The sequence below is a fragment of the Paracidovorax sp. MALMAid1276 genome (assembly GCF_049198005.1).
GTDB lineage: Bacteria > Pseudomonadota > Gammaproteobacteria > Burkholderiales > Burkholderiaceae_C > Acidovorax.
This window is the reverse complement of record NZ_JBMIRS010000095.1, coordinates 1-13,809: the sequence shown is the minus strand read 5'-3', so window position 1 is coordinate 13,809 and position 13,809 is coordinate 1. Positions and strand designations below refer to the sequence as shown.

Annotated in this window: 15 protein-coding genes; 7 read left to right on the top strand and 8 right to left on the bottom strand. The window is 66.5% G+C overall.

The genetic code is table 11. The features are described from left to right. Nucleotides 1-175: 175 nt before the first annotated feature. Genes ACOQFS_RS06655 through ACOQFS_RS06645 form a run of 3 tightly spaced genes read left to right on the top strand, consistent with a single transcriptional unit; the run spans nt 176 to nt 2,854 of the window. Nucleotides 176-955 (top strand): UDP-2,3-diacylglucosamine diphosphatase, encoded by a 780-nt coding sequence (locus tag ACOQFS_RS06655; RefSeq protein ID WP_421562117.1) that lies wholly within the window; start codon nt 176-178, stop codon nt 953-955. 54 nt (nt 956-1,009) lie between these two features. After that, nucleotides 1,010-1,840 carry a zinc-dependent peptidase gene (locus tag ACOQFS_RS06650; RefSeq protein WP_421562116.1) on the top strand — a complete coding sequence of 277 codons (831 nt, stop codon included), beginning with the start codon at nt 1,010-1,012 and terminating at the stop codon, nt 1,838-1,840. Between the two features lie 27 nt (nt 1,841-1,867). After that, entirely contained in the window at nt 1,868-2,854 is a 987-nt protein-coding gene (locus ACOQFS_RS06645; RefSeq protein ID WP_421562115.1) for a threo-3-hydroxy-L-aspartate ammonia-lyase, read from the top strand. A gap of 140 nt (nt 2,855-2,994) precedes the next feature. On the opposite strand, the gene ACOQFS_RS06640 is transcribed toward ACOQFS_RS06645, so the two are convergent. Together ACOQFS_RS06640 and mdeB are read right to left on the bottom strand one after the other, a co-directional pair. Then, the gene (locus tag ACOQFS_RS06640) at nt 2,995-3,228 is read right to left on the bottom strand and encodes a hypothetical protein (protein ID WP_421562114.1); all 234 of its coding nucleotides are present in this window, start codon (nt 3,226-3,228) and stop codon (nt 2,995-2,997) included. A gap of 153 nt (nt 3,229-3,381) precedes the next feature. Then, the gene (gene mdeB, locus ACOQFS_RS06635) at nt 3,382-6,057 is read right to left on the bottom strand and encodes an alpha-ketoglutarate dehydrogenase (RefSeq protein WP_421562113.1); all 2,676 of its coding nucleotides are present in this window, start codon (nt 6,055-6,057) and stop codon (nt 3,382-3,384) included. Between the two features lie 103 nt (nt 6,058-6,160). Here mdeB and ACOQFS_RS06630 point away from each other — a divergent pair, with 103 nt between their 5' ends. Beyond that, on the top strand, nt 6,161-6,634 hold the full coding sequence (locus ACOQFS_RS06630) for an Lrp/AsnC family transcriptional regulator (protein ID WP_421562112.1): 474 nt from the start codon (nt 6,161-6,163) through the stop codon (nt 6,632-6,634). Nucleotides 6,635-6,706: 72 nt separating this feature from the next. Here the strand turns inward: ACOQFS_RS06630 and ACOQFS_RS06625 are convergent, their stop codons facing one another. The 6 genes from ACOQFS_RS06625 to ACOQFS_RS06600 form a co-directional block, all read right to left on the bottom strand. After that, nucleotides 6,707-7,621: a DUF3014 domain-containing protein gene (locus ACOQFS_RS06625; RefSeq protein ID WP_421562111.1), complete on the bottom strand. Its 915-nt coding sequence runs from the start codon at nt 7,619-7,621 to the stop codon at nt 6,707-6,709. Nucleotides 7,622-7,710: 89 nt separating this feature from the next. Next, a complete protein-coding gene (locus ACOQFS_RS06620; RefSeq protein WP_421562110.1) occupies nt 7,711-8,382 on the bottom strand; it encodes an alpha/beta hydrolase in 672 nt (223 codons plus the stop codon). 46 nt (nt 8,383-8,428) lie between these two features. Then, nucleotides 8,429-9,250 carry a DODA-type extradiol aromatic ring-opening family dioxygenase gene (locus tag ACOQFS_RS06615; RefSeq protein ID WP_421562109.1) on the bottom strand — a complete coding sequence of 274 codons (822 nt, stop codon included), beginning with the start codon at nt 9,248-9,250 and terminating at the stop codon, nt 8,429-8,431. Nucleotides 9,251-9,373: 123 nt separating this feature from the next. Next, complete coding sequence (arfB, locus tag ACOQFS_RS06610) at nt 9,374-9,787, bottom strand: alternative ribosome rescue aminoacyl-tRNA hydrolase ArfB (RefSeq protein ID WP_421562108.1); 414 nt, start codon at nt 9,785-9,787, stop codon at nt 9,374-9,376. 27 nt (nt 9,788-9,814) lie between these two features. Further along, complete coding sequence (aroQ, locus tag ACOQFS_RS06605) at nt 9,815-10,288, bottom strand: type II 3-dehydroquinate dehydratase (RefSeq protein WP_421562107.1); 474 nt, start codon at nt 10,286-10,288, stop codon at nt 9,815-9,817. 200 nt (nt 10,289-10,488) lie between these two features. Next, a complete protein-coding gene (locus ACOQFS_RS06600; protein WP_421562106.1) occupies nt 10,489-10,869 on the bottom strand; it encodes a hypothetical protein in 381 nt (126 codons plus the stop codon). 172 nt (nt 10,870-11,041) lie between these two features. On the opposite strand from ACOQFS_RS06600, the gene ACOQFS_RS06595 reads away from it, so the two are divergent. The 3 genes from ACOQFS_RS06595 to ACOQFS_RS06585 are packed head-to-tail and all read left to right on the top strand — an operon-like array spanning nt 11,042 to nt 13,658. Then, nucleotides 11,042-12,889 carry a glutamine--tRNA ligase/YqeY domain fusion protein gene (locus tag ACOQFS_RS06595; protein WP_421562105.1) on the top strand — a complete coding sequence of 616 codons (1,848 nt, stop codon included), beginning with the start codon at nt 11,042-11,044 and terminating at the stop codon, nt 12,887-12,889. 2 nt (nt 12,890-12,891) lie between these two features. Beyond that, the gene (locus ACOQFS_RS06590) at nt 12,892-13,500 is read left to right on the top strand and encodes a zeta toxin family protein (protein ID WP_421562104.1); all 609 of its coding nucleotides are present in this window, start codon (nt 12,892-12,894) and stop codon (nt 13,498-13,500) included. Next, the gene (locus ACOQFS_RS06585) at nt 13,470-13,658 is read left to right on the top strand and encodes a hypothetical protein (protein WP_421562103.1); all 189 of its coding nucleotides are present in this window, start codon (nt 13,470-13,472) and stop codon (nt 13,656-13,658) included. Before ACOQFS_RS06590 ends, ACOQFS_RS06585 begins: the two co-directional genes overlap by 31 nt. The last annotated feature ends 151 nt before the right edge of the window (nt 13,659-13,809 follow it).

Sequence of the window (13,809 nt, the reverse complement as noted above, 5' to 3'; positions counted from 1 at the left end):
CCCCTGAGTCGCTTCGCGCCTTCCCCCTTCGCGAATTGCTGCGCAATTCGGGAAGGGGGACGCCGCCAGCGCGGCGGGGCGACCCTTGCGCGGCGGCCGCTGGCCTTGGCCATGCCGGTTTCGTGCGCAGCGCTCAAAGCGTTGTGCCCGAAGTGCTTCTTGACAAAGCAAATCCATGACCCCGACCGTGCCCCGGTTCGAGGAGCTTGCCGCTCCTTCGCACTGGCGCACGGTCGAATTCATTTCGGACCTGCACCTGCAGGCCGCTGAACCCGCCACCGTGGCCGCTTGGCAGCAATACCTGGCCACCACGCAGGCCGACGCCCTTTTCATCCTGGGCGACCTGTTCGAGGTGTGGGTGGGCGACGACGTGCTGCAGGAGCCCGGCAGCTTTGAAGCCCAGGCCTGCAGCGCGCTGCGAGACGCCGCGCAGCGCCTGCCGGTGTTCTTCATGCACGGCAACCGCGACTTTCTGGCGGGTGACGCGTTTTTGCACCACTGTGCCATCACCGGGCTGCACGACCCCACGGTGCTGATCTTTGCGGGCGAGCGCTACCTGCTGAGCCATGGCGATCTGCTGTGCCTGGACGATGTGGACTACCAGCGTTTCAGGCTGCTGGCGCGCAGCAGCGCATGGCAGCAGCAGTTTCTGGCCCAGCCGCTTGCGGCGCGGCGCGCGCAGGCCCGGGGCATCCGCCAGGAGAGCGAGGCCAAAAAACAGTCGGGCGCAACCTACGCCGATGTAGACCACCCCGCCGCCATCGCCTGGCTGCAGGCGTCGGCAGCCAAGACGCTGATCCACGGCCACACGCACCGGCCCGCCAGCCATGTGCTGGCGCCCAGCCTGCAGCGCGTGGTGCTCAGCGACTGGGATGCCGCCGCATTGCCCCCGCGCCTGGAAACACTGCGTTTGTCTGCCGCGGGCTTGGAACGCGTGCCCCTGGCCCCCACGTAGCAGGGGTCTTGAACTCCGGGTGTTGCGCAACCTGCATCCCCGCCCCTGCCCACCATGCCACCTCTCTTGAACCGGCTCTGGAGCCGCGTGCGCGCCACGGTCGCCCCCGTGCCCGACATTTCCGCCACGCTGTGGCTGCAGACGCTGCAGCGCTACCCGTTCCTGGCCGCGCTCTCCCTGCACGAACAGGCCAAGCTGCGCGTGTTGAGCGCGCTTTTTCTCGATCAAAAGGAATTCCACGGCGCCCACGGTTTGGCAGTGACCGATGCCATGGCCATCGACATTGCCGCCCAGGCCTGCCTGCCGCTGCTGCACTTTGGCGACCCGGCCAAGGCGCTGGGCTGGTACGACGATTTCGTGACCATCGTGCTGCACCCCGGCGAAGCCGTGGCCCGCCGCCAGACGGTGGACGAAGCCGGTGTGGTGCACGAGCACACCCAGGTGCTGCTGGGCGAGGCGATGGAGCGCGGCCCCGTGATGCTGAGCTGGGAACACGTGGCCAACGCCGCCGAAAACACCGCGCGCGGCCACAACGTGGTGGTGCACGAGTTTGTGCACAAGCTGGACATGAAGAACGGCCAGCCCAACGGCTGCCCGCCGCTGCCTGCGGGCTTCATGGGAACACGCACCGGCCGCGCAGCGTATGAAGCCTGGTGGGCGGCCTGGGAGCCGGCCTACGAGCAGTTCCGCGAACGCGTGGTCATGGCGGACCGCTTTGGCGCAGAGCGCCCGTGGCTGGATGGCTATGGCGCCACCGCGCCGTCGGAATTTTTTGCGGTGGCCTGCGAGGCCTACTTTGTGAACCGCACGCGGTTTGCGCAAGAATTCCCGGTGCTGATGCCGGTGCTGGATGCGTTCTTCCAGCGGCCCATCGCCATGCATTGACGCTCCTTCCAGACACCCTCACCGCCCATGACGCCATCGCCCACGCTCCCGCCCCTTCCCACCTACGACGACGTCGTGGCCGCTGCCGGCCGCATTGCGGGCGTGGCCCACCGCACGCCCGTGATCACCTCGCGCACCGCCGATGCCGAGCTGGGCGCCCAGGTCTTCTTCAAATGCGAGAACCTGCAGCGCATGGGCGCGTTCAAGTTTCGCGGGGCCTACAACGCGCTGGCCCAATTCGACGCCGCCCAGCGCAAGGCCGGGGTGATCGCGTTCTCGTCGGGCAACCATGCCCAGGGCATTGCGCTGGCCGCGCGCGAGCTGGGCATGCCCGCCACCATCGTCATGCCGCAGGACGCGCCAGCCGCCAAGGTGGCGGCCACGCAGGGCTATGGCGCCAACGTGGTGTTCTACGACCGCTACACGCAAGACCGCGAACAGATCACCCGCGACCTGGCCGAGCGCAACGGCCTGACCCTGATCCCTCCCTACGACCATGCCGATGTGCTGGCCGGCCAGGGCACGGCGGCCAAGGAACTGTTCGAGGAAGTGGGCGAGCTCGACGCATTCTTCGTCTGCCTGGGCGGCGGCGGGCTGTTGTCGGGCTCGGCCCTGGCCACACGCGCGCTGTCCCCCCACTGCAAGCTCTACGGCGTGGAGCCCGAGGCGGGCAACGACGGGCAACAGTCGTTACGCAGCGGGTCCATCGTGCACATCGACACACCCAAAACCATTGCCGACGGAGCGCAAACCCAGCATCTGGGCCAGATCACCTTCCCCATCATTCAGCGCAATGTGGACGACATCCTCACCGTGACCGACGATCAGCTGGTGGACGCGATGCGCTTTTTTGCCACGCGCATGAAGCTGGTGGTGGAGCCCACGGGCTGCCTGGGTTTTGCTGCAGCAAGGGCACGTGCGGCCGAGCTGAAAGGAAAGAAGGTGGGCGTGCTGATCAGCGGCGGCAATGTGGACATGGAACGGTTCTGCGCGTTGCTGGCACGTAAACCTTGAACATCCGTTCGGGCTGAGCTTGTCGAAGCCTTGCACGGCGCTTCGGCAGGCACGACGCTCCAGACACGACGTGAACAGTTCAAGGGTGCATGCCGCCCCCACATAGAGGAAGGCACGTCGCGCACACGCCTTCGACGTCGCTACGCCGACAGCGCCTGCTCCACCGCCAGTTTCGCTTCTTCCAGACTGCTGAAGAACCGCATGGGCTGCGGCTGGGCCTTGGGCAAATGTGGGGGCGCGGGCCACAGGCGCTCGTCGGTCCAAGCCGCCGTCCACCCGCCGATGTCCTTGCGCTTCACCGAGCAGATGGGTTGGCCGTCGGTCATTGCCGTCCAGGTGGTTGGCGGGGTGTGCTCCCAGCGGATGTCTGCCATGGCGCCCTCATGTCATGCGTTGTTACGACATTGTGAAACCATGCCACAGGCGCGGCAACCGCTGGCGCATCAGCGTTTTCCAGCAGTCCCACGCCACACGACCCTCGCCGCCCGGCATCGGCACCACCGGTTCAGGCGGGGTGCAGCGCCCGCTCAGCTTCCGCGCAAGGCATGCCGCGCGGCGTTTGCCACGCTGGCGGCGTCCACGCCAAAGAACTGGCGCAGGGCTGCCCGCGTGTCGCTGCGGCCAAAGCCATCGGTGCCCAGGGTGATGTACCTGCGCCCGTCGGGAACGAAAGCGCGCACCGTCTCGGGCACCGCACGCACATAGTCTGTCGCAGCCACAACGGGACCGCTTGTGGCGGCCAGCTGGGCTGCAAGCCAGGGGGTGCCCGGCTCAAAACCTGGTTCTGCATCACCCGCCAAGGCGCGCTGCTCGCACGCCACGCCGTCGCGGGCCAGCTCGCTCCAGCTGGTCACGCTGAGCACGGTCACGTCGATGCCTTCGCTGGCGAGCTGCTCGGCGGCCTTCACCACTTCCGTCAGGATCGCTCCCGAGCCCATCAGCGTGACAGATTCTGTTGAAACAAGGCCTGAGCGCTTATCTGACATGCCTTTGTAGCTATTGAAAACATAGCATCCGCGCAGCACACCTTCGGCAGCGCCAGCGGGCAGGTCGGGCTGGGCGTAGTTCTCGTTCATCAGCGTGACGTAGTAGAAGACGTCGCGCTGCTCGGTCACCATCTCGCGCATGCCGGCGTCGATGATCACGGCCATCTCGCCGGCGTAGGCCGGGTCGTAGGCCTTGCAGTTGGGGATGGTGGCCGCGACCAAATGGCTGGTGCCGTCCTGGTGCTGCAGCCCTTCGCCGCCCAGCGTGGTGCGGCCCGAGGTGGCGCCCAGCAAAAAGCCGCGCGCGCGCTGGTCGGCAGCTGCCCAAATGGCGTCGCCCACGCGCTGGAAGCCAAACATGGAGTAGTAGATGTAGAACGGCAGCATGGCCAGGCCGTGCACGCTGTAGCTCGTCGCTGCGGCTGTCCAGCTCGCAATGGCGCCCGCTTCGCTGATGCCTTCTTCGAGGATTTGCCCGTCGAGCGCCTCGCGGTAGCTCAGCACCGAGCCGATATCTTCGGGCGCATAGCGCTGGCCCACGCTGCTGTAGATGCCCACCTGCTTGAACAAATTGGCCATGCCAAAGGTGCGCGCCTCGTCGGCCACGATGGGCACGATGCGCGGGCCCAATGTGGCATCCTTGAGCAACGTGCCCAACATGCGCACAAAGGCCATGGTGGTGCTCATCTCCTTGCCAGCGGCCTGCAGCGCAAACTGCGCATAGCTCTCGATGGCCGGCACGGGCAGCACTTCGCAGGTGGTGTCGCGGCGCGGCAGATAGCCGCCCAGCGCCTGGCGGTGGCTGCGCAGGTACTGCATTTCGGCGCTGTCTTCAGCGGGCTTGTAAAAGGCGAGGCTGGTGGCCTGCTCGTCGGTGAGCGGCAGGTTGAAGCGGTTGCGGAATTCGATCAGGTCCGTCTCGTCCAGCTTCTTCTGGCTGTGCGTGGTCATCTTGCCCTGGCCGGCCGTGCCCATGCCATAGCCCTTTTTGGTGTGGGCCAGGATCACCGTGGGCTGGCCCTTGTGGGCAGCAGCGGCAGCGTAGGCGGCGTGGATCTTCACCAGGTCGTGCCCGCCGCGCTTCAGGCGGTCGATCTGCTCGTCCGTCATGCCCTGGGCCAGCGCGGCCAGCTCGGGGCTCTGGCCGAAGAAGTTGTCGCGGTTGAAACGGCCGTCCTTGGCGGCGAAGGTCTGCATCTGGCCGTCCACCGTGCCCTCCAGCGTGCGCACCAGCGCGCCGGTCAGGTCGCGGGCGAACAGGCCGTCCCAGTCGCTGCCCCACACCAGCTTGACCACGTTCCAGCCCGCGCCGGCAAACAGGCGCTCCAGCTCGTCGATGATGCGGCCGTTGCCACGCACCGGGCCGTCCAGTCGCTGCAGGTTGCAGTTGACCACCCAGACCAGGTTATCGAGGCCTTCGCGCGCGGCCAGGGTGAGGGCGCTCATGGATTCGGGCTCGTCCATCTCGCCGTCGCCAAACACGCCCCACACCTTGCGCCCGGCACAGTTGAGCAGGTTGCGGTGCGTGAGGTAGCGCATGAAGCGCGCGTGGTAGATGCTGCTGATGGGGCCGATGCCCATGGAGCCGGTAGGGAACTGCCAGAAGTCGGGCATCAGCCAGGGGTGCGGGTAGCTGGACAGGCCCTGCGCGCCTGCGCCGGGCGCGACGATTTCCTGCCGGTAGTGCATCAAATCCTGCTCGGTGAGATGCCCTTCGAGGAACGCCCGGGCATACACGCCGGGGGCACTGTGCGGCTGGAAGAACACCAGGTCGCCCCGGTGCTGCCCCTCGCCCAGCCCCTCCCGCGCGCGGAAGAAGTGGTTGAAGCCGCTCTCGAACAGATCGGCCGCACTGGCGTAGCTGGCGATGTGGCCGCCCAGTTCGCCATACGCTTGATTCGCCCGCACCACCATGGCCAGCGCGTTCCAGCGCATCAGCGACGCGAGCCGCTCCTCAATGGCCAGATCGCCCGGGAACGCAGGCTGCGCCTGGGCCGCCACGGTGTTCACATACGGCGTGTTGAGCTGCGGCTGCCAGCCCACGCGCTGGGTGCGCGCCAAGCGTACCAGCTCCTGCAGCACAAACCGCGCGCGCTCGGGGCCTTCGGTGGCCACCAGGGCCAGGAAGGCGTCACGCCATTCGGCGGTCTCTTGCGGGTCGATGTCGGCCAGGGTGTCCTGGGGGCTGAGCAGGTGGGTGGGCAGTGGGGCGTTCATGGGAGCACACTGTAGAAGGGTTGGGCAAAAATGTGATGCCGAAACGCGCGGGTTTGGCGCATTCAAAAGCACAATATGCCGCACAAACAATACCTTGCAGCACATGAAGCTTGATACAACCGATCTGCGCATTCTGGCCGAGCTGCAGGCCGATGGCTCGCTGTCCAACGTGGAGCTGGCGCGCCGCGTTCACCTGTCGCCCTCGCCCTGCCTGGCGCGGGTCAAGGCGCTCGAATCCGCCGGGGTGATCGCCCGCTATGTGGCGCTGGCCAACGCGGCGGCGCTGGGCCTGGGGCTCAACGTGTTCATCAGCATCAGCCTGAAGACGCAGAGCAAGGAGGCGCTGGCCGACTTCGAGCGGCGCATCGCCGAGCACGACGAGGTGATGGAGTGCTATCTGATGAGCGGCGATTCCGACTATCTCATCCGCGTGGCGCTGCCCGACATCGCGGCGCTGGAGCGGTTCATCCTGGAGCAGCTGACGCCGATCCCGGGGCTGGAGAAGATCCGCTCGAGCTTTGCGCTCAAGCAGGTGCGCTACAAGACGGCGCTGCCGCTGCCACAGGCACGCAGCTGAAGCCGCGGCCGTGGCCAAGGCCCGTCACCCGACGCACCCGGCGCACCCGAGACATCGGCGGCGCGCCTGTCTCTATCTTTGAGGCACCCGCAGCTCGCTGGTGGCCACCCGCTTGCGCAGATCGCGGATGAGCGCCTTGGCGCGCACCTCATTGGCCAGACCCATGCGCACCAGAATCTTCTGGCCGCTGGAGAGCGACTGCAGCGCGGGGTCTGTGAACTCGTAGCGCACCCACGGGCGCGGGTCGGGCAGCGCGGTGTTCACCGGCACGCGCTGCACCTGAGGCGGCAGCTGCGGCTCGGGCGCCAGCAACAGGTGGCCGAGCACGGCCACCAGGCGGTCATTGAAGTAGCTGCGCGGATAGCCCAGCTCTTCGTAGGCCTGCTGGAACAGCGGATACAGCCGCGCATAGAGTGCCACCGCGGCGTCCAGCGGAACGGCCTCGGCAAACGCCAGCAAGGCGCTGTAGCGGGCGGTGTTGGCGGCCGCAATGGCGGTGGGTGCATCGCCATCCACCTCCACCAGAAAGCGCGGGGCGGCGGGCTGCACGGGCCACAGCCGTGCCGGGGCCTGCGCGCGGCCCAGGTTGTCCACGGTGGCCACCACCCGGCGCACAAAGCCGTCCGTCACCAGAAAGGCGCCCACCTTGTCGCGCCCGAGCAGCTCGGCCAGCAGTGCGGCCACGCGGGCGTCGGAATCGGCCAACGCGGGCAGCGCCGCATCGGCCGGCGCCAGCGAATCCACCAGATTCTGCGGCCCCGAGGCCGGGGCCTGGGGCGGCGGCGCAGCGGCGGATGCTCCGGGCGCGGCGGGGGCCTGGGCCGTGGCCACGGCCGGAACGGCTGCGGGCTGCGGCGCACGCAGCCAAAACCACCACAGCGCTGCGGCGGCGGCCAGACCCACCAGCAGCACCGCTGCCACGCCCCATGCCGCTGGGGTGGCCGCATCGGCTCTGTGGCGGAATTCAGTGGTGTCGCGATCGGGCATGGGTTTTCCTTTTCAACAGGGGCAACCCTGGTCCGACAGGCTGCAGGGCCGGGTGTTCCCCGCCCCTCCCCGTCGGCGCGGCCATTTTTTCAGAACGCGGCAGGCGTGGTGGCCAGCGATTCGAGCCAGGCCACCGTGGCGGCCAGCTCCGCCGGGCGAATCTCATGCGCACCGGGGAACTCGCGGTAGGTGACCGTGACGGGCAAGGGCGCCATATGGTGCGCAATGGCCTGGGCGTTGGCCAAGGGGATGACATTGTCCTGGGTGCCATGGCTCAGCCACAACTGCTTGCCACGCAGAGCGTCGCTCGGGGCCATGAGCGGCACCACCTGGGTGAGCAGGCGGCTGTGCCACACCATGCACGCCTGCATCAGCTCGGGCCGGGTCAGCAGCAGCGACAGCGCCATGATGCCGCCCTGGCTGAACCCGCCCACCACCACACGCTCTGGCGGAATGCCCAGCTGCTCGCTGGCAGACGCGACCGTCTGGGCCACCAGGGCACGGCTTTGCGCCTCTTGCGCTTCGTTGATGCTGCGCTCGCCCTGGGGATCGATGGAGAAGTCGAACCACGCGTGCGAGCCCGGCCCCATGCGAAACGGCGCGCGAAGGCTCAGCACATGAAAGCGTTCGGGAATCTGCGGCGCCAGGCCGAACAGATCCTGCTCGTTGCTGCCCACGCCGTGCATCAGCACCAACAGCCAGGGGCGGGGCGCGGTGGCCGCAGCAGGACGCTGCAAAAATGTGAGCGGTAAATTGAGCATAGACAAGCGCCAAAGGCTGTTTTGATGAAAAACCTGGACGCCGGGATCAGTGCACCGGCTCCAGCGCAAACGCATCCATCGACAGCATGCTGTACATCACCTCGCGGCTCAAGTAGTTTGCGTGCAGGTCGTCGCCCGCCGCACCCAGCGCAAAGAAGATGGGCAGAAAGTGGTCTTCGGTGGGGTGCGCGCGGTGGGCGTGGGGCGCCTGGCTGCGGTAGTTGAGCAGCGCGGCCATGTCGCCCCGCGCCAGCGCGTCTTCGATCCACCGGCTGAACTCCAGCACATACGGCGCGGGCGCGCGCTCGCCGCCAAAGAATTCGCCCAGGTTGTGCGTCATGCTGCCCGAGCCCATCACCAGCACGCCCTGGCTGCGCAGGCTGCGCAAGGCAGCGCCCAGCGCATACACCTCCGCCGGGCCCGCGCCCACGGGCAGGGCCACCTGCACCACGGGCACATCGGCCTTGGGGAACAAGTGCATCAGCGGCACCCAGGCGCCATGGTCAAACGGGCGGGCGGCATCGCCCTGGGCCGCCATACCGGCCGCCTGCAGCAGGCCCAGCACTTCGTTCGCCAGCGTGGGCGCGCCCGGGGCGGGGTACTGCAGCGCATACAGCGCGGGCGGAAACCCGCCAAAGTCGTGCCAGGTGGCGGGCTGCGGGCCGGTCATCACCTGCACCGAGCGCGCCATCCAGTGCGGCGACATGATCACCACGCCGCGCAGGCCGGGGTGCTGCGCCTTCAGGCTCTGGCCCCACTGCGTGAGCGCGGGCCCGGTCGTGCCCGCATCCAGCGCAAACAATGGCGCGCCGTGCGAGACAAACAGGGCAGGAACCGTGGGGGAATGGGCGTGGGCAACAGCAGTCATGGCAGTTTCATCCGTGAATGCCCTCACTGTAGGCCGGACGGACGCCCGCACCAAGCCCTGCGGGGCAGACAGATTGTTCTATGGACGATGCCAATCAAACCCTTTCGATGCTCCACTCAGCCATCAAGACCCGTCGCGCACCCGCCCCCGCAGCGCCTTGGTTTCGCCCCGCTGGGCTTTGCCCTGCAGCCGTCGCTGCTGCGACCCATAGGTGGGCTTGGTGGCCCGCCGCACCCGGGGCGGCACGGCCACCGTGTTGACCAGCGCATGGAGCCGCGCGAGCGCGTCGGCGCGGTTCTGCTCCTGGCTGCGGTACTGCTGGGCCTTGATGACCACCACGCCGTCCTGCGTGATGCGGGTGTCCCGCAGGGCCAGCAGGCGCTCCTTCACCCCCTCGGGCAGCGACGAGGCGGCCACATCGAAACGCAGGTGGACGGCGCTGGAGACCTTGTTGACGTTCTGCCCACCCGCGCCCTGGGCGCGCATGGCGGTGATTTCCACCTCGTCTTCAGAAACCTGCAGGGGCTGCGGGGCCATGGCCGTGGAATCCCCCGCGCCCCGCTATCAGGCCGCAGGCTGCTGAGCCAGCAGCTGCGCCAGCCCGTCGATCGCCAGGCCGTATCCCAGGACGCCAAAGCCGCACATCACCGCCTTGGCGGCGGCCGCCATGTATGAATGGTGGCGATAGGCCTCGCGCGCATGCACGTTGCTGATGTGCAGCTCGATCAAGGTGATGCCCGTACCCTTGGTGGCGTCGTGCAGCGCAATGCTGGTGTGGGTGTAGGCCCCGGCGTTGATCACCACACCCGCCAGCTCGCCCGCCGCATGCAGGCGGCCGGCTTCATGGATCCAGTCCACCAGCGCGCCTTCGTGGTTGCTTTGGTGAAAGCGCAACGCAAAGCCGTGGCGATCGCACGCGCTGGCGCAGAGCTTTTCCACATCGGCCAGCGTTTGCGCGCCATACACGGCGGGTTCGCGCGTGCCCAGCAGATTCAGGTTGGGGCCATTGAGGACAAAAACGTTTTTCTTAGAGGGCACAGGCACAGTCTCCAAAACATGGCGCCTGCCACGCCGGCAGGCCAGAGTGCGGGATTATGCGGCGCAGGCCCGCGCGCCCTGCACTGCACAAAAGAAAAGCGGCCCCGAAGGGCCGCTATAAAAGGCAGCCTGTGCAAAGACGCTGCCTGTGAGCGACTCGCGCCCAAGAGGATGCTTACAAAAGAATACCGATTGGCAGACTAGCGGTAGTGCCTATCGTGTCTATCGTGCCGGTCATGCCGGTCATGGCCACGCCCCCTGTGACCATGCCCGTGGTGGTGACCATGGCCGTAGTACACCACCGGGGGAGGAGCGTAGTAAGCCGGAGGTGCGTAATAAATGGGCCGGGGGGGCGCGTAATACACCGGTGGCGGAGGCGTGTAGTAGATGGGGCGCGGCGCCACATACACGGGGGGCGGCGCATAGAAGCCGCCATTGCTGGCCCCCACCACCACACCAGGCACGCCAACGCCAATGGACCAGTTCACGTCGCGGGCTTGGGCGGCACCAGCACCAGCCAGCAGGGCCAGCGCCACGCCAGCCGACGCGGCCACGGCAGCAATTGAACGGTTTTTCGTCATGGAAATCTCCTGTTTGAGCGAGAGCAGCCAGCCAATTCGATCTGCCCCACCGGCACATAACGCGCCAAGTAGGAGAAAGGATGGCAGAAAAGTGTCTTTATGTTGTGTCTGGACGTACACGCACTTGTTTCACTGCGTAAAGCATCACGAAACCCCCGCCTAAAATGACCGGATGAGCACGCCCTCCTCCGCCAATCCCCCTGCAAATACCCCCGCCGACGCCGCTTTGGCGGGCTCGGAAACCAACAAACCCAGCAACTTTTTGCGCCAGATCATCGAAAAAGACCTGGAGCAAGGCACCTACGCCACCCGCCGCTGGGCGGGCACCCCCGGCGACGCCGCCCACCACGCCCAGGGCGAGCCCGATCCCGCCAAGATCCGCACCCGCTTCCCGCCCGAGCCCAACGGCTACCTGCACATCGGCCACGCCAAGAGCATCTGCATCAACTTTGGCCTGGCGCGCGACTACGGCGGCGTGTGCCACCTGCGCTTTGATGACACCAACCCCGAAAAGGAAGACACCGAATACGTCAACAGCATCATCGACGCCGTGAAATGGCTCGGTTTTGACTGGGCCCAGCTCGGCCAGGCGCCCGGCAGCGCCGCGCCCTACCAGGCCAGCGACTACTTCGGCTTCATGTACCGCGCCGCGGAATACCTGATCGAAGCCGGCCACGCCTATGTGGACGAGCAGACCACCGAGCAGATGCGTGCCAACCGTGGCGACTTCAGCAAGCCCGGCGTGGACAGCCCCTTCCGCAGCCGCACGCCCGAGGAGAACCTGCGCATCTTCCGCGAGATGAAGGCCGGCATGCACGAAGACGGATCGATGGTGCTGCGCGCCAAGATCGACATGGCCAGCCCCAACATCAACATGCGCGACCCGGCCATCTACCGCATCCGCCGCGCCACGCACCACAACACGGGCGACACCTGGTGCATCTACCCCATGTACACCTACGCGCACCCCATCGAGGACGCGCTGGAGCAGATCACCCACAGCCTGTGCACGCTGGAGTTTGAAGACCAGCGCCCCTTCTACGACTGGCTGCTGGAGCGCCTGACCGAAGGCGGCCTGCTGGCCAGCCCGCCCCCCCGCCAGTACGAATTTGCGCGCCTGAACCTCACCTACGTCATCACCAGCAAGCGCAAGCTCGCCCAACTGGTGTACGACCACAAGGTCAGCGGCTGGGACGACCCTCGCATGCCCACCATCGTGGGCCTGCGCCGCCGTGGCTACACGCCCGAATCGCTGCAGGTGTTTGCCGAACGCATCGGCGTGACCAAATCCGACAGCTGGATCGACTACAGCACCCTGGAAGGCTGCCTGCGCGAAGACCTGGAACTGAAGGCCCACCGCGGCATGGCCGTGCTCAACCCCGTCAAGCTGGTTCTCACCAACTGGGACGACGTGATGGGCGCAGGCCACCTGGAGCCCTGCAGCCTGCCCGCCCTGCCCCACCCACCCGAGGGAACAGAGTCGCCGATCCGCCACTTCACCATCGGCAAAGAAGTCTGGATCGAACGCGAAGACTTTGAAGAAGTGCCCCCCAAGGGCTACAAGCGGCTCTTCCCCGGCAACAAGGTGCGCCTGAAGGGCGGCTACGTCATCGAATGCACCGGCTGCACCAAAGACGCCGACGGAGTCATCACCGAAGTGCTGGCCACCGTGGTGCCTGACACCAAGAGCGGCACCCCCGGCGCCGACAGCGTGAAGGTGAAAGCCGCCATCACCTGGGTGGGCGTGGCCGACGGCGTGAACGCCGAAGTGCGCATGTACGACCGCCTGTTCCTGGACGCCCACCCCGACGCGGGCGGCAAGGACTTCATCGAAAGCCTGAACCCGAACAGCCTGAAGGTGGTGACCGCCATCGTGGAGCCGTCACTGGCCAATGCCAAGCCGGATGACAAGTTTCAGTTTGAGCGGCATGGGTACTTTGTGGCGGATCGTATGGACCACAAGGCAGAGAAGCCGGTGTTTAACCTGGCGGTGGGGTTGAAGGACAGCTGGGGCAAGTAAACATGCCCGCCCGCGCCACCAGGCCACCACCGAAGCCCAAACAGCCCACCGTGGTGGTGATTGCCGGGCCCAACGGCGCGGGCAAATCCACGGCAGCGCCCTATTTGCTCAAAGACGCCCTGGGCATTCTGGAGTTTGTGAACGCCGACCAGATCGCCGCAGGCCTCTCGGCCTATGCGCCCGAGACCGTGGCATTTGAGGCGGGGCGCATCATGCTGCAGCGCCTGCGCACCCTGGCTGCCGCCAAGGTCAGCTTTGCGTTTGAATCCACGCTCTCCAGCCGCACCTTCGCGCTGTTTCTGGCCCGCTGCAAAGCACAGGGCTACAAAGTGCACATCTATTACGTGGCCTTGCCCAGCGCAGAGCTGGCCACACAGCGCGTTGCGCTGCGCGTGAAGCTGGGTGGGCACAACATCCCGCCCGACGATATTGCCCGCCGCTTTCAGCGCAGCCTGCACAACCTGTTTGCCCTGTATTTACCCTTGGCAGACCGCTGGCGCGTTCTGAATAACGCCACCGGCGCGCTAACATCCATCGCACGCGGCACTGCACACCGCACCTATGTAGAGGACCCGGACAAATGGCTGAATCTTCAACAACTCGGGCGGTAGAGCGCACCGCCAGCAAGCCCGCCGCACCCACGCAAGACCGGGTGGAAGACGCTCTCAAACAGGCCTCCAAGCAGGCGAAGAAGCAACTCATTGCCAACGGGCTGAAGCTGCCTACACAAAGTTGGACAGGCACCGCCATTAAAAACCCTGCAGCCTAAACGCCGAAGTGCGCGTGTACAGCCCCCTGTTCCTGGGTCCACATCCCGAGACGACGGGCAAGGACTTTATTGAAAGCCTGAACCCAAACAGCCTCTAGCAGGCTGCTGAAATACTCCCCAGCGTCCGAACCTGTTCAGCGGCTGTAGCCGC

What these genes read in the sequence shown, in the direction of transcription:
- ACOQFS_RS06655 (WP_421562117.1), top strand. Translation starts at nt 176, where the DNA reads ATGACCCCGACCGTGCCCCGGTTCGAGGAGCTTGCCGCTCCTTCGCAC.
- ACOQFS_RS06650 (WP_421562116.1), top strand. Translation starts at nt 1,010, where the DNA reads ATGCCACCTCTCTTGAACCGGCTCTGGAGCCGCGTGCGCGCCACGGTC.
- ACOQFS_RS06645 (WP_421562115.1), top strand. Translation starts at nt 1,868, where the DNA reads ATGACGCCATCGCCCACGCTCCCGCCCCTTCCCACCTACGACGACGTC.
- ACOQFS_RS06640 (WP_421562114.1), bottom strand. Translation starts at nt 3,228, where the DNA reads ATGGCAGACATCCGCTGGGAGCACACCCCGCCAACCACCTGGACGGCA.
- mdeB (WP_421562113.1), bottom strand. Translation starts at nt 6,057, where the DNA reads ATGAACGCCCCACTGCCCACCCACCTGCTCAGCCCCCAGGACACCCTG.
- ACOQFS_RS06630 (WP_421562112.1), top strand. Translation starts at nt 6,161, where the DNA reads ATGAAGCTTGATACAACCGATCTGCGCATTCTGGCCGAGCTGCAGGCC.
- ACOQFS_RS06625 (WP_421562111.1), bottom strand. Translation starts at nt 7,621, where the DNA reads ATGCCCGATCGCGACACCACTGAATTCCGCCACAGAGCCGATGCGGCC.
- ACOQFS_RS06620 (WP_421562110.1), bottom strand. Translation starts at nt 8,382, where the DNA reads ATGCTCAATTTACCGCTCACATTTTTGCAGCGTCCTGCTGCGGCCACC.
- ACOQFS_RS06615 (WP_421562109.1), bottom strand. Translation starts at nt 9,250, where the DNA reads ATGACTGCTGTTGCCCACGCCCATTCCCCCACGGTTCCTGCCCTGTTT.
- arfB (WP_421562108.1), bottom strand. Translation starts at nt 9,787, where the DNA reads ATGGCCCCGCAGCCCCTGCAGGTTTCTGAAGACGAGGTGGAAATCACC.
- ACOQFS_RS06600 (WP_421562106.1), bottom strand. Translation starts at nt 10,869, where the DNA reads ATGACGAAAAACCGTTCAATTGCTGCCGTGGCCGCGTCGGCTGGCGTG.
- ACOQFS_RS06595 (WP_421562105.1), top strand. Translation starts at nt 11,042, where the DNA reads ATGAGCACGCCCTCCTCCGCCAATCCCCCTGCAAATACCCCCGCCGAC.
- ACOQFS_RS06590 (WP_421562104.1), top strand. Translation starts at nt 12,892, where the DNA reads ATGCCCGCCCGCGCCACCAGGCCACCACCGAAGCCCAAACAGCCCACC.
- ACOQFS_RS06585 (WP_421562103.1), top strand. Translation starts at nt 13,470, where the DNA reads ATGGCTGAATCTTCAACAACTCGGGCGGTAGAGCGCACCGCCAGCAAG.